Source organism: Paenibacillus sp. FSL L8-0333, assembly GCF_037965665.1.
Classification (GTDB): Bacteria; Bacillota; Bacilli; order Paenibacillales; family Paenibacillaceae; genus Paenibacillus_AQ; species Paenibacillus_AQ odorifer.
On record NZ_CP150186.1, the window covers coordinates 4,916,080 to 4,933,531 of the forward strand.

Consider the following 17,452-nt stretch of genomic DNA (forward strand, 5'->3'; position numbering starts at 1 on the left):
GGTATATTAGCTATGAGAAAATGGTTCTCGATTATTCTTTATGTTTCGGGCACAATCCTTGCGTTTATCTACAGATATGACATCCTTAGCTGGATGAAAGAGGATCATAATGTTTTTGGCTCTATAGGGATCGCAACTTTACTGGCTCTCTTTCCAGTTGTACCGTACAAAGCGGTCATCGGATTTTTTGGTTATGCATACGGAAGTTTGGCTGGTGCTTTAATTTGCTGGGTAGCTACAACCCTTGCTGCCGCATTCCTTTTCGGCGTAGTGAAGTTCTTATTTCAAGATCAAGCGAGAGCTTATCTGACTTCTATTCCCCTACTTGAAAAATTCACAAAAGGCATAGAACGGCGGCCCTTTGCTTCTATTGTCTTAGCACGTCTCTTGCCGATTATCCCGCAGACCGCAGTTAACATCTATGCCGGAGCAGCCGGGCTGCCCTTCTGGAGTTATCTAGCTGCCTCAGCTATTGGAAAAATCCCAGGCATCGCCTTGTATGCCTTCCTTGGGGATCAACTGTTCCAGAACCCTGGAAATGCGATTATAGCCATCGTTGTTTATGCCATTGTGCTTATTATAGCCGGACTAAGCTTTCGTTACAGTTCACAGGAAGTAAAAAAACACTAGGTAACAGAGAGCTTATTTGGCGGAAGCTGGCAGGCTGTGGTTATTTGCTTTATAATTAGATTGTGATCTATTTAATTGCATTACATGAATGGAGGGATATTAATGAGTGAACATCAGACTAACCATATAAATTCCAAGGCGGAAAAAGCAACCTTTGCAGGTGGATGCTTCTGGTGCATGGTCTCGCCGTTCGAGGAATTGCCAGGCATTATTAGTGTCGTCTCCGGCTATACTGGCGGGCATACAGTGAATCCTACCTATGAAGAGGTATGCTCCGAAACCACAGGACATGTTGAAGCGGTACAAATTACGTTCAACCCAGAAATTTTCCCTTATAGCAAGCTGCTTGAATTATTCTGGCAGCAAATTGACCCAACCGATGCGGGTGGACAATTCCATGATCGCGGCACCTCTTACGGAACGGCTATCTTCACCCATTCTGAAGAGCAAAAGCAACAAGCAGAGGCTTCCAAGGCAGCTTTGCAAGAAAGCGGACGATTCGCTAGCCCGATTGTTACCCCGATCCTCCCGGCAGCAACCTTCTATCCTGCCGAAGAATATCATCAGGGCTACCATCGTAAGAACCCGGGCCACTACAAACGTTACCGTAAGGGTTCCGGCCGAGAGGATTTTATCGAAACCCACTGGACACATAAAGAAGATAAACTAAGCTTGAAAGAACGTCTGACGCCACTTCAATATGAAGTCACTCAGAATAGCGCTACAGAGTCACCTTTCCGAAATGATTTTTGGGATCACCACGGAGAAGGCATTTATGTAGATATCGTATCTGGTGAAGCATTATTCAGTTCGCAGGATAAATACGATTCCGGTTGTGGCTGGCCCAGCTTTACACGTCCAATCCGCGATTACGCCGTGAAGGAAAAGACGGACCTCAGCCATTTGATGGTTCGCACAGAAGTGCGCAGCAAAGTAGCAGATTCCCATCTAGGTCATGTCTTCGACGATGGTCCAGGGGAAAACGGCCTGCGCTACTGCATTAATTCAGCGGCACTGCGATTTATACCGAAAGAGGATCTGGAGAAAGAGGGCTATGGCGAGTATCGTGTACTCTTCCAGCCTGCCTAATCTTCGATAACGTGCGAAACTGTACTATCTTATAGAAAAGCCTCCAATTCACGGTATACCATGAATTGGAGGCTTTTTAATTCATAGGAGCTTATTCTTTATTCTCGTCCTCGTTCGCTTTCTTATCCTTTATTGAGGTTGTCACCTTTGGCTCTGCTGGTGCAGGGAGTACCTCCTTGTTCAGCTCCCGATTTTCCTGCCGTATCCGCTGGGTCTGCTGCTCCCGTCGTACGCGGATATTTTTGCGGGCAAACCAAACGATGGCTAAAATAATGCCCACACCGATTAGAATCGGCAATGCGCCTGCAAGAATTACAAAAAGCCACTGAAACATAACAGATAGTGCGTTCAGGCTTCCTTTTAAAGCATCTGATGCGCGTTCCAGCAATGGACCTTGCTCTGCCTTTTCCTTCACAGCTAAGCTCTCATCCGTCTGGTACACTCTAAGCTCTACCGTTGAAAAGGATACGTTCTGATCTATATATCGCATTCTGCCTTTGATCTGCTCAATCGTTTCTTGAATCGAACCAAGCTCGTTTGCAAAGGCGACCAGATCACTTGATTTCGTTGCTTTTTTCATAAACTCAGTATATTGAGCTTCCATTAACTGCTTTGCCTTCAGACGCGACTCTAGATCAATATACTCCTCCGAGACATCCTGACCTTGAATGCTGCGCTGTAGCGATTCGTGTTTTACTTTTTCCAAATTATTCAGAAAAGGAGAGAATCCGGAGGCTGGCACCTTAAGGATAAACGTCCCCCCTTGCTCATATTGCGACATGTTCTCGTTAAACTCTATAATATATCCTTTAGCCATCGTTACCATGTTTCGAATTTCAGTCTGAGCTTTACCGTAGTCTTCTACTTCCATAGTCAGATTGGCATGATAGATAAGCTTCTTGTTCAATCCTTCCACGACATCACTGCCCGTGAATCCCGCGTTTGCTTGATCCGTGTTCTCTGATGTCAAACCTTTTTCAACTGGGGCTTCGTTGCCTCCCGCTGCTGTCTCAGCCTCTGCTGAGGTGTTCTTATCCGCTAATGTAGCTTTTGAAGATTGCTCAGTTGTTGCTGCAGCAGAATTACTCGTATTTCCGCCGTCACTAGCTAATTTGTCAGCTGCCGAATTGTTATCACCCGAGCCACAACCTGCCAATACCACCGCAAGAATTAATAAACATAAGTAATGCAGACCCCATTTGCGCATTCTCATTCCTCCAAAAATGTAGTGGTAATCCCTAGCATTGTAACGTTACGGAATGTCATGTTCTATACAGATCTCTTCCGTCTCTCATTTCTTTGACGCCCCAAAACTTGGAAGGTTGCACTGGAATATGGAATTTCGGTAAATTTCTTTTGGTTTTTCTTGTTGAAATACACAAAAAGCCGCATTTCTGCGACTCTTATTGGACATATTTTTTATATGGGAGGGGTCCCGAAAGTTAAAGAACTCATTTGCTTACAAACTCATTATTTGGTACAATTACCACGTCTAACCTAGTAAAAAAATCCAAATACCCTCTATTCATAATGAATGAGGGCGTGACACGGCTTTGCTGAGACAAGCTCCACCTTGCTGAACAGAGCCGTTCTTTGAATGATACTGTCAATTACTAAAAGGGGAGGTGAACCCTCATGGCAAAAGACGTAGTTTGTGAAGTTAACTCATGCACCCACTGGGCAGAAGAGAACAAATGCAGCGCTGAATCGATCTTCGTAGCTTTCCACAGCTCCCAAGAACCAAAACGCGCAGAAGAAACAGATTGCAAAACTTTCGAAAGTAAATAAGTAAATGCCTAAAGGGACCCTCCACGGTTCCTTCTTTTTCTTTTTCATTCTAACAAGATTGAGAATTATTATCAAGTAGCTGATTACAAAAAAATAATTGAACTAAAAAGCCAGGGTAAATTACCCTGGCTCTAATTTATTTAAGTCTATTTAGAAGCAATAACCCCTGTCTTTTCCCTCGCAATAGCAGCAGCTCTTACCATGTTACGTAGTGCATCCTCTGTCTCCTGCCAGCCCCGCGTTTTCAGACCGCAATCCGGATTAATCCAGAACTGTTCAGGGTCAAGCACCCGCAGCGCACGATCGATATTCGCAGTCATTTCTTCGACAGCTGGAACCCGCGGGCTATGGATGTCGTACACTCCAAGACCGATTCCTTTATCATAGGCCTGCTCCTCAAAGCTGATAATCAGCTCACCATGGCTACGTGAAGTCTCAATGGAGATTACATCAGCATCCATAGCCGATATTGAATCGATCATGTCATTAAATTCGCTATAGCACATATGCGTATGAATTTGTGTCGTAGCCTTCACATGGTTCGTGGCAACACGGAACGACTTCACTGCCCAGTTCAGGTAATGCTCACGGTCTTCTGCCTTTAGCGGAAGTCCTTCACGAATAGCCGGCTCATCCACTTGAATCATTTCGATGCCTGCATCTTCCAACGCTTTTACCTCATGGCGAAGGGCAAGAGCAATTTGATTGGCTACCTCTTCCCGGCTGAGATCATCACGTACAAATGACCAATTGAGGATAGTAACAGGGCCCGTCAACATTCCTTTAACCGGAAGCTTCGTCAACGATTGTGCATAGACGCTTTCTTTAACAGTCATAGGCTGTATAAATGCAATATCCGCGTAGATCACCGGCGGCTTAACGCAACGGGAACCGTAGGATTGAACCCAGCCATTACTAGTAAACAAGTATCCATCCAGCTTTTCTCCGAAAAACTCCACCATATCTGTACGCTCGAACTCGCCGTGGACCAGAACATCCAGACCTAGCTTTTCTTGGAAGGTAATTGCATCCGCGATCTGCTCACGAACAAATCCATCATAACGCTCCTGATTCCAGACCCCTTTACGCCATTTCAATCTCGCCTGGCGCACTTCGACTGTCTGCGGAAAGCTACCAATTGTAGTGGTTGGCAGAAGTGGAAGCTGCCATTTCTCTTGCTGCACCTTTAAGCGCTCAGCAAAAGGCAGACTGCGTTGGTCTGGTAGAGCTGCAAGTGCAAGCACTTGCTCCGCCACATCCTTACGGCCACGCTCAGGTAGTGCGCGGAACGCTGCAATAGCTTCACGACTAGCGGCCAGCGCTGCTTGAGAAGCTTCTCCTTTATCTGCGACGGCTGCTCCGAGCAGACTAAGCTCTTTAAGCTTCTCATCGGCAAAGGCTAACGCATTCTTAACTGTCGCCTTCAGCTTCACTTCACCTTGAACGGTGACTGGGACATGCAGCAGGCTGCAAGAAGGCTGAAGAATAAGACGATCAAGCGGTACATGAACGCTGAGCTTTTCTACCAGTTGCAGCTTAGCGTCTAAATCGGAACGCCAAATGTTCCGTCCATCAATAATTCCGGCACCCAGCCATTTGTCCTTCGGCCAGCCAAGACGTTCGATGGAAGCCAGATTCGTTCCACCATCGTGCACAAAGTCAAGACCCAAGCCTTGAACAGGCAGCTCTAGCAGTGCCTCCAGCGGCTCAGCAGCTTCAAAATACGTCTGTAAAATAATATTCAAGCCCGGCACGGAGCCGGCAATGTCTGTGTATATCGAGTTAAGCAGTGTTAATTCTTCTTTACTTATGCCTGTAACAATCGCTGGCTCATCGATTTGTACCCAGCTTACCCCTTCTTGCTTCAGTTCCTGTAGCAGTTGAACATAGACTGGAACAAAACGTGCAGCAATCTTGGCGATATCTGCCGCTGCGTAACCTTTGGACAGCTTAAGGAAGGTATACAGACCTAAAAGTACCGGTTTACCTTCAATCCCTGCCTGCGATTTAGCAAAACGATAAGCCGCTAGAGGTTTGTTTTCAGTCAGGCGTGGTGTTTGTGTGCCGATCTCTGGAACGATATAGTGATAGTTCGTATTGAACCATTTGGTCATCTCGCAGGCAGTAGCCTCAGCATTACCACGGGCCATTGCAAAATAAAGATCAAGCCCGATGTCGCCGCCATCATACGCATACCGTGGAGGTACGATTCCAAACATAACAGCCGCATCCAACACATGATCATAAAATGTAAAATCATTTACCGGAATAAGCTCAATTCCTGCTTCTTGCTGGGTCTTCAAATGCTGCAGCTGGATTGCTGCCATTTCGGAGCGGAATTGCTCCTCATTTATTTTCCCCTGCCAGAATGCCTCCAGTGCCTTTTTCCATTCGCGGTTCTTTCCGATTCTCGGATATCCAAGATTGCTTACTTTTACCTTATTCGTCATTTCGATACACTCCCTCTTCAATCTCTTATTTCAAACTCCAAAACTACTTGCTTTCCTATAAAAAAGAGCGCCCTTCCCTAAAAAAGTCAAAGGGAAAGACGCCCATGATATACCCATGGTTAACGTCTAACACCTCCCTATCTTCCGTAGGTGAAGCAGTGCTGTTGAAACAGGCAGGTCTCCTGGCTAGCGGCGTCAACATCTTGAGCAGTCTTCCCAGCAGTAGTAAATTGCCAGTGACCTCTGTTGCTCGAGATTCTTCCGTTACAGTGGCGGGACCGCATCGGCTTCGAACCGAATTTCCCTATTAAGCCTACCGAATTACTATTTTCCGGTCAGCACCTGTCTCCGATATCATTCATCATTTGAGTGTCTTAATCTGATGTCATCATACGTGAAAGCCCCAGCAATCTGCAATAGATTACTGGGGCTTCTGTTATATCGATTCCTTATAACGGACTTAGAAAAATACGAAATATACTACAGCAGCAAGAATTATACGGTATATAGCAAACGGTAAGAGCTTGATACGATTGATCAGTTTTAAGAAGAAACGCATCGATAACAGCGCAAATAGGAAGGCACTAATAAAGCCTGCAATAAAAAACGGCAGCGCGTCCATGGTGAAATATTGCCAGTTCTTCATCAGTGACAACAGACTGGCACCTGCCATGATGGGTACTGCCATAATAAACGTAAAATCAGCAGCGGCACGATGGCTCATCCCGAGGATTACGCCACCAGAAATCGTCGAGCCCGAGCGTGAAAATCCAGGCCATAACGAAAAACACTGTACAAGACCTACACCAAGTGCCTGTTTGTATGTAATCTGATCTACACTCTCAGTTCTGATCTTCTTCGGCCCAAACAGATCCGCAATAATCATTAATATAGCCCCGATCACTAGACCAATTAACACCGTTGAGGTAGAGAATAAATGCTCATCAATATAATCATTAAACAGAACACCTAACACACCTGCAGGCACTAACCCTACCAGAACCTGTGTCAGCTTGAGGTGCCCGCCCTGCTCTAACTGCGGTAGCTTCTCTGTTACAGGGTCCAACTGCTTACGGCTGAAACGCCTTAAGCCCAACAGATCAATGAATCGATTTCTAAAAATCACAACAACCGCTAATATAGAACCCAGTTGAATAACTATTTTGAAGGTATTTGCCGTATATTGTCCAAATAACTCCTGTGATTTCAGCCACATATCATCAACAATAATCATATGACCCGTGGAGGATACTGGAGCAAATTCGGTTAAACCTTCAACAAGCCCCAAAATAATGGCTTTAATAATCGTTAATAGCTCCATGTGTTTCCCTCCTTTTTAATAGTCATTTCTATTATCAGTCCTCCACCCGCTTAGCCCTCAATGTTCATTCTCCGGCTGCGTTTGCGGAAGTACAGAAACCCAAGAATAACTAATCCGCCAGCAATTAGTACATAGACCACATTGGAGTAGACATCCATGTACATGGCAATGTCCTCCCAGGATTCGCCCAAAGCTGCGCCAATAAGCACAAGCAGCAAATTCCATCCCAATGTGCCAATCGTTGTGAAGATCATAAATACTCCAAATTTCATACCTGACATTCCCGCCGGAATCGAAATCAGACTGCGGACCAGCGGAACCATCCGACAAAACAATACAGTCCAATAGCCATATTTATCAAACCAGGCGTCAGCCTTGTGGATATCTTTTTTAGTGACGCGAATTAGGCCCCCCCAGCGTTCAACCAGTTTCTCTAACCGGCTCACATCCAATAATCGGCCAATATAATAGAGAATTACTGCACCCAGTAGTGATCCAGCCGTGGCAGCAATGATTACACCAGGTATAGTTAAGCTCGTCGTAGTGGTCATAAACCCTCCAAAGGGCAGGATCACTTCTGAAGGAATTGGTGGAAATATATTTTCAAAGGCCAGCATCAGAAAAATACCGAAGTAACCAAACTGCTCCATAAAGTCTGTAATCCATGCTTGCATTCTTGTTACCCCCATTTCTCATATCAAGTTCTTCTTCAGGTTGCGTAAATAGCGGCTGCGAATAAAAAAGAAGTATAGTCCTTGAACAGCCAAATATCCGAGTAACACCGCGCCTGTCTCCGTTGCGATAGATAAGTAGAACAACCGTTGAAGCGCAATAAAGGCAAACACACTGTGTAAAATAGCTATTCCGACCGGCACAAAAAACAATAGAGCGAGCTGAATTGTGACTATTCGATTGAGTTCTTTATCCGTAAGCCCCATCTTGGACAAAGTGGAATATTGATTGCGATCATGATCAAGATCGGTATATAACCGGAAGTAAAGAAAGCTGCCTGCCGCGATAAAAAAGACAGTACCCACCAGCAATGAAGCAAAAAGCATTGTGTTATACAATGTTTTCTGAAGCTCAAACAGCGTGCCGCTGATCACAATCGCATACGGAGAATCACTTTCATAGGACTGTTTGCCTTTATGGGCAAGATCATCTGCGATACCTACCGTCTGTGGAAAATCCTCTACATAAAAACCTGTATAAAGATCCGTCTGCACGGGATCAATAGCGCTGTAGAGCTCATCACTGATCACGACACCACTAAAATCCCCGCCATCTCTACCATCCAGCTCCGGCAATAAATATTCAGCAATGGGGACTTGCGCGGTATAACCTATTTCTTTAATGGCAAGTCCTTGCTGCAAGGAATAGACCGCTTTTACTCTGCCTTCTGTTAAACTGCGATCCCGCTGTGAACCAATCATCACCAGACCTTCGTTGCCCACCAGAGCACGCTCAGCCGTTGTGAAACCTGCACGCTGCAGGGCGAGATTATAATCACTAAAAGCAATCAAGGGAAGGCGTAAAGTGCGATCGGGTCCAGTCTGAGCTTCGACCTCAGCATATTTAATCGGGATACTAAGCGCTTCATAAGGGAGTCCGTGCGTCTTGAGCTCTTCCTTAATTTCGTTCAGATGCTGATCAAAGGGTTCATCCGCCTGATTTCCTTTAGCTACATAACCCACTGCTGCAGGATAATCCAATTTCAGCTCTCTGGAAAGTGTATGTATCGATGCAAATACCCCTACTGAAGTGAAGGAGACTGCGGATACAATCGTCACCATAAAAAACATTCGGCCATTCTCTTTCCAGCGGTAGGACAAGCCCGATAAAGTGATGATATTCGTACGATGCCAATACAAGCGCCGAATGTCCTTAAGCAGCTTAACCACACAAATACTTAGCTGGGTATAAAAGAGATACGTCCCGATAACCGTAATCGCAACGACCGGAAACATGACTTTCTCTACGGAAGCAGCTTTTGCAGTAGCCGCCATATAATAACCACTGATCAGCAGTACAGCAGAGATAAATGACAATATAAACGATACTTTGGGTTCTTCTTCTGCCTTACGTTCTCCCTGAAACAGACGCATCAGTGACTCATTGCCGATAAAAACAAAGGTGCAAAGCGATATCAGAAAAAACAATAACACGAAGCTGCAGATCGTAAGCACAAGTGCCTGCCATGGGAGATGAAAGGTTAACAGGGGAATTCCCAAAAAAGTGGATCCGATCATCAGGAATAATTTGCCCAGAAGTAACCCGAGAAGGGTACCCGTCAGGATGGCAGAGGTGCCGATCATCATATTTTCCAGAAAAACCATGGTGTTTAGCTGTCTCTTCGTCATTCCATGCATCAATAAAATTCCGAACTCCATCTTCCGCGACTGCAGGAAGGATCCAACGGATACGAGCACGAACAAAGAACAAAAGACATAAATAATTGCCTCTGCCACCATCATCGTATGAGCCGCCGTACTATAAATTAAGCTCTTTGAAATATCCGGATGGTAAATAAACAAAGCGCACACGAAAAAGATCATCACCGAAAAAGCACTGACGACAAAATAAGCGGCATATTTGCGTTTATTACGTGTTACATTCCTATAAGCGAATTGCCGAAAGGTCATGGCTGGTTCCCCCAAGCAGAGACAACATATCAATAATACTTTGGAAGAAAGCGCCTCTATTACTGCCCTTGTACATTTCACTATAGAAACGTCCGTCTTTAATAAAGATGACCCGGTTGCAAAAGCTCGCAGCCACTGCATCATGCGTGACCATCAGCACCGTAGCTCCTTCTTCCTTATTCACCTCTGTCAACATATTCATGACTTCCCCTGAGGCTTTGGAATCCAGATTGCCTGTGGGCTCATCCGCCAAAATTAACGCTGGACGATGAATCATCGCCCGGGCGATAGCCGCCCGCTGCATTTGTCCGCCTGAGACCTCATACGTGCGCTTCTTCAGCAAATGTTCTATGCCAAGCAAGGTAGTGACCTCTTTTAGCCTGCTCTCCATCTCTGGGACACGGGCACCTGCAAGCGTTAAAGGTAATACGATGTTCTCCTCTACAGTGAGCGTATCCAGTAGATTAAAATGCTGAAAGACGAAGCCTAGCTCATGACGGCGAAAAAGTGCCTTTTCTTTTCTGCTAAGCAGATTAGGATCTCGCCCGTTGATCAGAATCTGACCGGAGGTCGGTTGGTCGATGGTGGCAATCGTGTTGAGCAGCGTTGTTTTCCCACTCCCTGATGGGCCCATTATGCCAACGAACTCCCCCTTTTCTACAGAAAAGCGGATATGATTCAGCGCCTGAGTGGACACTTTACCCTCATATATTTTTGATAAATTATGAACATCTAGAATGGGCAAGTGTTACCTCTCCTTCTTTCGACTGGATTGCCTTCATTATACAAAGTGTACACATGGGCTGCTATTTCTGAAACTTACAATGCCCTTACACATTTGTAAGGTTTGTTATATGCTGCTCCCTAAATACAATCCGCACGGTGGTCCCGCTTCCTTCTTCGGAACGAATACTCACCTCATGTCCAAGCTTGCCGCAGATCTGCTTCACGAGATATAAACCCATCCCCGTAGATTCCTGGAAGGTTCGTCCATTCACCCCGGTAAAATATGCATCGAACACGCGCGGCAGATCTCCTGCTGGTATGCCCACTCCTTCATCCCGGATCTCAAGCACAGTCTGCTTATCTTCCGTGACCATCCCTTGGAAAAAAACATGTTTGCCCTCTTCAGTCGTATAACGTACAGCGTTCGTAATCAGCTGCGTAAGGACAAAAGTGAGCCATTTTTCATCCGTAGTTACGGTAATCTGCTCATCTATTTGTATAGCTGGAAAAACTCTTTTTCGAATAAAAAGCCGCTTCTGCTCAGAGGTCACACCACGCACGATTGTCTCCAAATTCAGCCGTTCCACATAGAAATCGTGTTCAAAAGTATCCAGACGGGCCGTATAAAGCACGGTATCCAGTCCTTTTTTCAGACGATCCAGTTCATCACCAATTGCCGTAAAAGGAGGGCCATCCTTATCCTGAATGATCAGATGAATGACAGACAACGGCGTCTTCATGCCATGTACCCATTGATTAATAAAGTGAATATGTTCTTCTAATTTGTGGCGGTAGCTGTGCAAATCATTTTTGTAGAGGCGGAATTGCGACCCCAGTAAACCTCGCAAGCTTACGGCTAGCGGAGAATCCTGTGCAGGGCCACCTGCCTCATCGAGAGAGGAGGGCGTAGTCTCCAAACGTTCGTAGAACGTGCGATTGGTGACATAACGGTAAGCGAGGTAGCCAATCAGTAGACAAGTGCTGAGCAGCGCGGCATATAAACTTACATTCAGACCGCTGCCTCCATCCAGCCGATACACTAATGTGATCAGGACTAGCTGGGCTAGATAAACCACGATCAGGGGGAACTGTTCCCGTAAAAACAACTTCATTCCTCATCCCCCCAATTCGGAATCAAACGGTAGCCTTGACCGCGCACGGTTTGTAGTCCATCTGTGATAGCGAGAGCAGCAAGTTTTTTGCGTACACGTGTAACATATACATTTAATGTATTTTCATCCACGAAGGCTTGATCATCCCAGATTTTTTCGAGCAGCCTGTCCCGGGTAACGATGACTCCGGACTTTTGCATCAGCTCATCTAGTATTTTGGCTTCCGTGTGGCTTAAGTCCACTTTAGCTTCGCCTCGGGTAAGGATTAGCCGCTCTACATCCAGCGTCATTCCCGCAACGTTCAGTGTGCGTTCATTATTCCCTCCGGCATAGGTGCCGTAGGCGCGCCGCAGCTGACTTTTGATTTTGGCCATCGCGATTTCGTAATCAAAAGGCTTAGTGATATAATCGTCGGCTCCATTTTCCAGCGCCATTACTTGGTCCATTTTGCCATCGCGGGCAGATATAAAAAGAATAGGGCAGGTTGAAATTCCGCGAATTTGGCGGCACCAGTAATAACCATCGTATTTTGGCAAATTAACATCAAGGAGCACCAGATGTGGCGCGAACGCCTCAAACTGAGTGCGGACCCGCTCAAAATCACTCACCGCCTGCGTATCATATCCAAACTTATGTAAATAATCCTGCAGCAAAGCCACAAGTCCACGGTCATCTTCTATAATAAATATTTTAAACATATCATACCTCCGGTCCAGCCTTAACAATATAAGGGGGTCTGCCAAATAATATATACACCGTGCATAGGGTTAGTCAAATCAGAAGGAAGAAAAAAGAACCCATGAAGCACCTATTTACGGCACCTTCTAGGTTCTTGGATAAGTTAGGTTTGCGGATATCAACTAGTCCCATTGTTTCTTCTGAATCCCGGCAAGAACTCGCTCTACAGGTGCCCAGCCGATAAGTTCTGGTTGGCTCCAGCCTGGAGCAGCTTGCAGATGGCAAATTTCCATGTAGTGATCTATCCTTACTTTATCCCAGGCATGAATGGCCTCGCCATTCCCAAGGGCCAAAGCTACATGCCCCCAATCCTTAAGCTCACCGTCCACCAAACCTGAGCAAGTATAAAAAACAAACGCGCCAGCTGGCGGAGCCCCGGTGTTCTTGTGCGCATCGTACAGCTCAGCGGATTCACGTGCATCGCTGCCTTCCCACATTTCGATCCCATTGCTTCTTTCATATGCATCTTCAACAAAAGCAAGACAACGCAGCGGATACTCCTGCGACCCCAGCCGCTCTTTAGCCCAACTAATAGCATTCTCAATTTCCTTGCCAAATTCCACGTCCATTACCAATATACATTCCTCCAAAGTACGATTTAGTGTTGAACACATCATACCTGAACCAGCTACTCATGAACTGGTATTATATAGTTATTAATTAAACTATCCCAATCCTACCTGAGTGGTCATCTACTTCAGCCAACCATTACTTACAAAAACATAAAAAACCGTAAATGAGCATAGCCCATTACGGCTTTAACAAACTATAAATTGGTTTAAGAATACAGTAGTGGTGGTAGCAGTGGTGGTAGCAGTGGTGGTAGCAGTGGTGGTAGCAGTGGTGGTGGCAGCAGTGGCAGCAGTGGTGGTGGCAGCAGTGGCAGCAGTGGTGGTGGCAGCAGTGGCAGCAGTGGTGGTGGCAGCAGTGGCAGCAGTGGTGGTGGCAGCAGTGGCAGCAGTGGTGGTGGCAGCAGTGGCAGCAGTGGTGGTGGCAGCAGTGGTGGTGGCAGCAGTGGTGGTGGCAGCAGTGGCAGCAGTGGTGGTGGCAGCAGTGGCAGCAGTGGTGGTGGCAGCAGTGGCAGCAGTGGTGGTGGCAGCAGTGGCAGCAGTGGTGGTGGCAGCAGTGGCAGCAGTGGTGGTGGCAGCAGTGGCAGCAGTGGTGGTGGCAGCAGTGGCAGCAGTGGTGGTGGCAGCAGTGGCAGCAGTGGCAGCAGTGGCAGCGATAACGGTAGTGGAGGACAATTTAGAGTTGATATTGCAAACGCCGAACGGTGATATCCCATCGAACATAAGTAACTTATTGCTTGTTGAAGTAACTTATCTGTGGATATATAGCGCTTATAGAGATGTATACGCTCGATCGGCTCTATTCTATGGGATTATACCGCTCCTTTGGCCGCAACTACTCCATCCGCTCCATTCTACGGGATTTATACCGTACATTTGACCGTATACGCTCGATCGCCTCTATTCTACGGGATTTATACCGTTCATTTGGCCATATACGCTCCATCGACTCCATTCTACGGGATTTATACCGTACATCTGGCTATATGTGCTCCATCGGCTCCATTCTACGGGATTTATACCGTTCATTTGGCTATAGGTGCTCCGTCGGCTCCATTCTACGGGACTTATACCGTACATTTGGCTATATGTGCTCCGTCGGCTCCATTCTACGGGATTTATACCGTTCATTTGGCTATAGGTGCTCGATCGCCTCTATTCTGCGGGATTTATACCGCTCATCTGACCGTATACGCTCGATCGGCTCTATTCTACGGCATTTATCCCGTTCATTTGACTGTAGGTGCTCCATCGGCTCCATTCTACGGGATTTATACCGTTCATTTGGCTTAATGTGCTCCGTCGGCTCCATTCTACGGGATTTATACCGTTCATTTGGCTATAGGTGCTCCGTCGGCTCCATTCTACGGGATTTATACCGTTCATTTGGCTATATGTGCTCCATCGGCTCCATTCTACGGGATTTATACCGCTCATCTGACCGTATACGCTCGATCGGCTCTATTCTACGGGATTTATACCGTTCATTTGCAGTATCAAGCAAATCAAAGGTACTTTTGTCCTTCTTTCGCGTCACACTAGCTAATTCGAGTAAATCAAAGGTACTTTTGTCCTTCTTTCGCGTCCCACTAGCTAATTCGAGTAAATCAAAGGCACTTTTACCCTTCTTTCGCGTCACACTAGCTCATTCGAGCAAATCAAAGGCACTTTTCCCCTTCTTTCGCGTCACACTAGCTCATTCGAGCAAATCAAAAGTACTTTCGCCCTTCTTTAGCGCGATACTAAACCTTTACAGCAAAACAAGGGCATTTCTGCCCTTGTTTCACCATCCCAATATAGCACCACCGCTGAAACGATGCGTCCTCTTGTAATGTTGTAAACCTCGTATGCTCCACATTTCGTACGCTCTTTGCTTCATATGCTCAGTATTTCCACGCTCACTCCATATTTCGTACGCTCTTTGCTACATATGTTCAGCATTTCCACGCTCACTCCACATTTCGGACGCTCTTTGCTACATATGTTCAGCAATTCCACGCTCACTCCACATTTCGCGCGCTCTTTGCCTCATATGTTCAGTATTTCCACGCTCACTCCATATTTCGTACGCTCTTTGCTTCATATGCTTTCCACGCTCACTCCACATTTCGCGCGCTCTTTGCCTCATATGCTCAGCAATTCCACGCTCACTCCATATTTCGTACGCTCTTTGCTTCATATGCTTTCCACGCTCACTCCACATTCCATATATCCTCTACTCCCACGCTATGCGCTTCGCTCACGCAGACTTATCTGCCATCCAGCAAATTACCAAGCCCACCAAGCACGCTTCCTTCTTCTTTCCGACCGCTGTTGCCGGCAGCGGACAGGATGCGATCGGCCATTCGGCTGAATGGCAGCGATTGTACCCACACCTTGCCGGGTCCGCGCAACGTTGCGAAGAACAGGCCTTCACCGCCGAACAGCGCGGTTTTGACCCCTTTTACAAACTCAATATTGTAATCCACCGAAGACGTCATAGCGACTAGACAGCCAGTGTCCAGCTTAAGCGTCTCTCCCGGTTGAAGTGTGCGTTCCATAACATAACCGCCAGAGTGTACAAATGAAAGTCCGTCACCCTCCAGCTTTTGCATAATAAAACCTTCCCCACCAAAAAAGCCGGTACCCAGCTTACGCTGAAATTCAATACCGATTGAAACGCCCTTTGCCGCGCAAAGGAACGAATCCTTTTGACAGATGATTTTTCCACCGTATTGCTGCAAGTCGAGCGGGATGATTTTGCCTGGGTACGGAGCAGCAAAGGTAACACTTTTACGCCCATAAGAACCACTGTGTGTGAAGACAGTCATAAACAAGCTTTCACCTGTCAACAGACGTTTGCCCGCGCCCATCAGCTTCCCCATCAAGCCACTTCCACGCGAGCCTCCGCTGCCGTCACCAAATATCGTCTCCATTGTTATTTCCTGATCCATCATCATGAAGCTCCCGGCTTCGGCAATTACACTCTCTCCTGGGTCAAGCTGCACCTCTACACACTGTATTTCCTCACCCATAATGGCATAATCAATCTCATGAGCACTCATCCCGCAGTTCCTCCTTATAATTAAAGTCATCATGTGACTTATGAATGAAAATATATACGTGCGTTGCGATTCACGGTTTCGCTAATCATAACTATCCATGAAAACCGCCTATATCCTGCAGAAAAAATCAACCAGAGGTTCTGGCTGACCTTAATCCTGGTATCCCTGAAAAATGATATTTATACCAGCTTTCTTCAGGTTACTGTACCACATCTCTTGTCAATACTTGATAATATGTTACAATACTTTTTATACTTAAATATTTATTTAGTAGTCTAATTCTAATGATAAAGGTGAAATGAATGAATCCACAATCGGAATATGCAATTCTGCTATACTATAAATTTGTAAAAGTGCCGGATGCAGAACTATTCGCCCAGGAGCATTTGGCTTACTGCAAAGAGCTTGATGTAAAGGGACGAATTCTCATTTCTGATGAAGGCATTAACGGAACACTATCAGGTACGGTTGCCCAAACCGAGCAATACATGAAGGATTTGCGCGCAAACCCTCTGTTTAGCGATATCGTCTTCAAGATCGATGAGGCTGATGCTCATGCCTTCAAAAAGATCTTCGTTCGTTATAAAAAGGAACTCGTGACGTTCCGGGTCGAGGATGAACTGGACCCTAACGTGATTACCGGAGAGCATCTGGCACCTAAAGATTTCTACGAAATGATGCAGCGCGACGATGTGGTGATTCTGGATGGTCGTACCGGCTACGAATTCGATCTTGGTCATTTCCGCGGCTCCATCCGCCCCGAAGTAGACAGCTTCAAAGAATTCCCGGACTGGATTCGCGAGAATATGAGCGACCTTAAGGATAAACCAATCCTGACCTACTGTACAGGCGGGATCCGCTGCGAGAAATTAAGCGGGTTTATGATGAAGGAAGGCTTTGAGCAGGTGTACCAGTTGGATGGCGGCATTGTGACTTATGGTAAAGACCCTGAGGTACAGGGCCAACTGTTTGATGGAAAATGTTATGTCTTCGATGAGCGGATCTCCGTACAGATTAATCATACCGACGAGGATATCGTTGTCGGACGTTGCCATCACTGCGGTCAGCCAGCTGACCAATTTATCAATTGCGCCAATGATGCTTGTCATCTTCAGCATATTTGCTGTGAGGACTGTGAAACACAGCACAGTGGTCATTGTTCGGACGAATGCGAAGCTATCACGAATACCGTGGGCTAAATAAAAGACAAGCTGGTCGCAAATGTCTCTACACGATTCAAAGACGAGCACAAGTGAGTCTTAAGTTAACTAAAAGGTGGCGTGCAGGATTTTCACTGTACGCCATCTTTTGTTATGAGCGAAACGTCCGAACAACGCCCCTAG

At 46.2% G+C, this 17,452-nt stretch carries 18 protein-coding genes and 1 riboswitch; of the genes, 6 read left to right on the forward strand and 12 right to left on the reverse strand.

Annotated features, from left to right (window positions below):
* Positions 1-12 precede the first annotated feature (12 nt).
* Both NYE72_RS22060 and msrA read left to right on the forward strand, forming a co-directional pair.
* Entirely contained in the window at positions 13-630 is a 618-nt protein-coding gene (locus NYE72_RS22060; protein WP_038572564.1) for a VTT domain-containing protein, read from the forward strand.
* A 102-nt stretch (positions 631-732) separates the two neighbouring features.
* A complete protein-coding gene (gene msrA, locus NYE72_RS22065; protein WP_038572566.1) occupies positions 733-1,719 on the forward strand; it encodes a peptide-methionine (S)-S-oxide reductase MsrA in 987 nt (328 codons plus the stop codon).
* Positions 1,720-1,810: 91 nt separating this feature from the next.
* Here the strand turns inward: msrA and NYE72_RS22070 are convergent, their stop codons facing one another.
* Positions 1,811-2,926, reverse strand: coding sequence for a DUF4349 domain-containing protein (locus NYE72_RS22070; RefSeq protein WP_076141630.1), 1,116 nt, complete (start codon positions 2,924-2,926; stop codon positions 1,811-1,813).
* 428 nt (positions 2,927-3,354) lie between these two features.
* Here NYE72_RS22070 and NYE72_RS22075 point away from each other — a divergent pair, with 428 nt between their 5' ends.
* Entirely contained in the window at positions 3,355-3,507 is a 153-nt protein-coding gene (locus NYE72_RS22075; RefSeq protein ID WP_076098619.1) for a DUF1540 domain-containing protein, read from the forward strand.
* A gap of 146 nt (positions 3,508-3,653) precedes the next feature.
* Here the strand turns inward: NYE72_RS22075 and metE are convergent, their stop codons facing one another.
* The 8 genes from metE to NYE72_RS22115 form a co-directional block, all read right to left on the reverse strand.
* Complete coding sequence (metE, locus tag NYE72_RS22080) at positions 3,654-5,957, reverse strand: 5-methyltetrahydropteroyltriglutamate--homocysteine S-methyltransferase (protein ID WP_076104363.1); 2,304 nt, start codon at positions 5,955-5,957, stop codon at positions 3,654-3,656.
* A 154-nt stretch (positions 5,958-6,111) separates the two neighbouring features.
* A riboswitch (cobalamin riboswitch) is annotated at positions 6,112-6,318 on the reverse strand.
* A gap of 99 nt (positions 6,319-6,417) precedes the next feature.
* Positions 6,418-7,278, reverse strand: a complete 861-nt coding sequence (locus NYE72_RS22085) for an undecaprenyl-diphosphate phosphatase (protein WP_036682972.1) — start codon at positions 7,276-7,278, stop codon at positions 6,418-6,420.
* 50 nt (positions 7,279-7,328) lie between these two features.
* Positions 7,329-7,952 (reverse strand): DedA family protein, encoded by a 624-nt coding sequence (locus NYE72_RS22090; RefSeq protein WP_038572570.1) that lies wholly within the window; start codon positions 7,950-7,952, stop codon positions 7,329-7,331.
* An 18-nt stretch (positions 7,953-7,970) separates the two neighbouring features.
* Entirely contained in the window at positions 7,971-9,920 is a 1,950-nt protein-coding gene (locus NYE72_RS22095; RefSeq protein ID WP_038572572.1) for an FtsX-like permease family protein, read from the reverse strand.
* Positions 9,895-10,665 (reverse strand): ABC transporter ATP-binding protein, encoded by a 771-nt coding sequence (locus NYE72_RS22100; RefSeq protein ID WP_036682980.1) that lies wholly within the window; start codon positions 10,663-10,665, stop codon positions 9,895-9,897. The genes NYE72_RS22095 and NYE72_RS22100 overlap by 26 nt, the downstream gene beginning before the upstream one ends.
* Before the next feature lie 85 nt (positions 10,666-10,750).
* Positions 10,751-11,758 (reverse strand): sensor histidine kinase, encoded by a 1,008-nt coding sequence (locus NYE72_RS22105; protein ID WP_036682982.1) that lies wholly within the window; start codon positions 11,756-11,758, stop codon positions 10,751-10,753.
* Positions 11,755-12,456: a response regulator transcription factor gene (locus tag NYE72_RS22110; RefSeq protein WP_036682984.1), complete on the reverse strand. Its 702-nt coding sequence runs from the start codon at positions 12,454-12,456 to the stop codon at positions 11,755-11,757. Before NYE72_RS22110 ends, NYE72_RS22105 begins: the two co-directional genes overlap by 4 nt.
* Positions 12,457-12,618: 162 nt before the next feature.
* On the reverse strand, positions 12,619-13,065 hold the full coding sequence (locus tag NYE72_RS22115; protein WP_038574703.1) for an NlpC/P60 family protein: 447 nt from the start codon (positions 13,063-13,065) through the stop codon (positions 12,619-12,621).
* Between the two features lie 238 nt (positions 13,066-13,303).
* Between NYE72_RS22115 and NYE72_RS22120 the strand changes: the two genes are divergently transcribed.
* Together NYE72_RS22120 and NYE72_RS22125 are read left to right on the forward strand one after the other, a co-directional pair.
* Positions 13,304-13,945: a hypothetical protein gene (locus tag NYE72_RS22120; protein ID WP_339210397.1), complete on the forward strand. Its 642-nt coding sequence runs from the start codon at positions 13,304-13,306 to the stop codon at positions 13,943-13,945.
* Complete coding sequence (locus NYE72_RS22125) at positions 13,891-14,358, forward strand: hypothetical protein (protein WP_155288162.1); 468 nt, start codon at positions 13,891-13,893, stop codon at positions 14,356-14,358. The genes NYE72_RS22120 and NYE72_RS22125 overlap by 55 nt, the downstream gene beginning before the upstream one ends.
* 97 nt (positions 14,359-14,455) lie before the next feature.
* Here the strand turns inward: NYE72_RS22125 and NYE72_RS22130 are convergent, their stop codons facing one another.
* The 3 genes from NYE72_RS22130 to NYE72_RS22140 form a co-directional block, all read right to left on the reverse strand.
* Complete coding sequence (locus NYE72_RS22130; protein WP_038572579.1) at positions 14,456-14,704, reverse strand: hypothetical protein; 249 nt, start codon at positions 14,702-14,704, stop codon at positions 14,456-14,458.
* A 336-nt stretch (positions 14,705-15,040) separates the two neighbouring features.
* On the reverse strand, positions 15,041-15,244 hold the full coding sequence (locus NYE72_RS22135) for a hypothetical protein (RefSeq protein WP_339210399.1): 204 nt from the start codon (positions 15,242-15,244) through the stop codon (positions 15,041-15,043).
* A 70-nt stretch (positions 15,245-15,314) separates the two neighbouring features.
* Complete coding sequence (locus NYE72_RS22140) at positions 15,315-16,109, reverse strand: TIGR00266 family protein (RefSeq protein WP_038572584.1); 795 nt, start codon at positions 16,107-16,109, stop codon at positions 15,315-15,317.
* Between the two features lie 302 nt (positions 16,110-16,411).
* Between NYE72_RS22140 and NYE72_RS22145 the strand changes: the two genes are divergently transcribed.
* Positions 16,412-17,308, forward strand: a complete 897-nt coding sequence (locus tag NYE72_RS22145) for a rhodanese-related sulfurtransferase (RefSeq protein ID WP_036682991.1) — start codon at positions 16,412-16,414, stop codon at positions 17,306-17,308.
* Positions 17,309-17,452 lie beyond the last annotated feature (144 nt).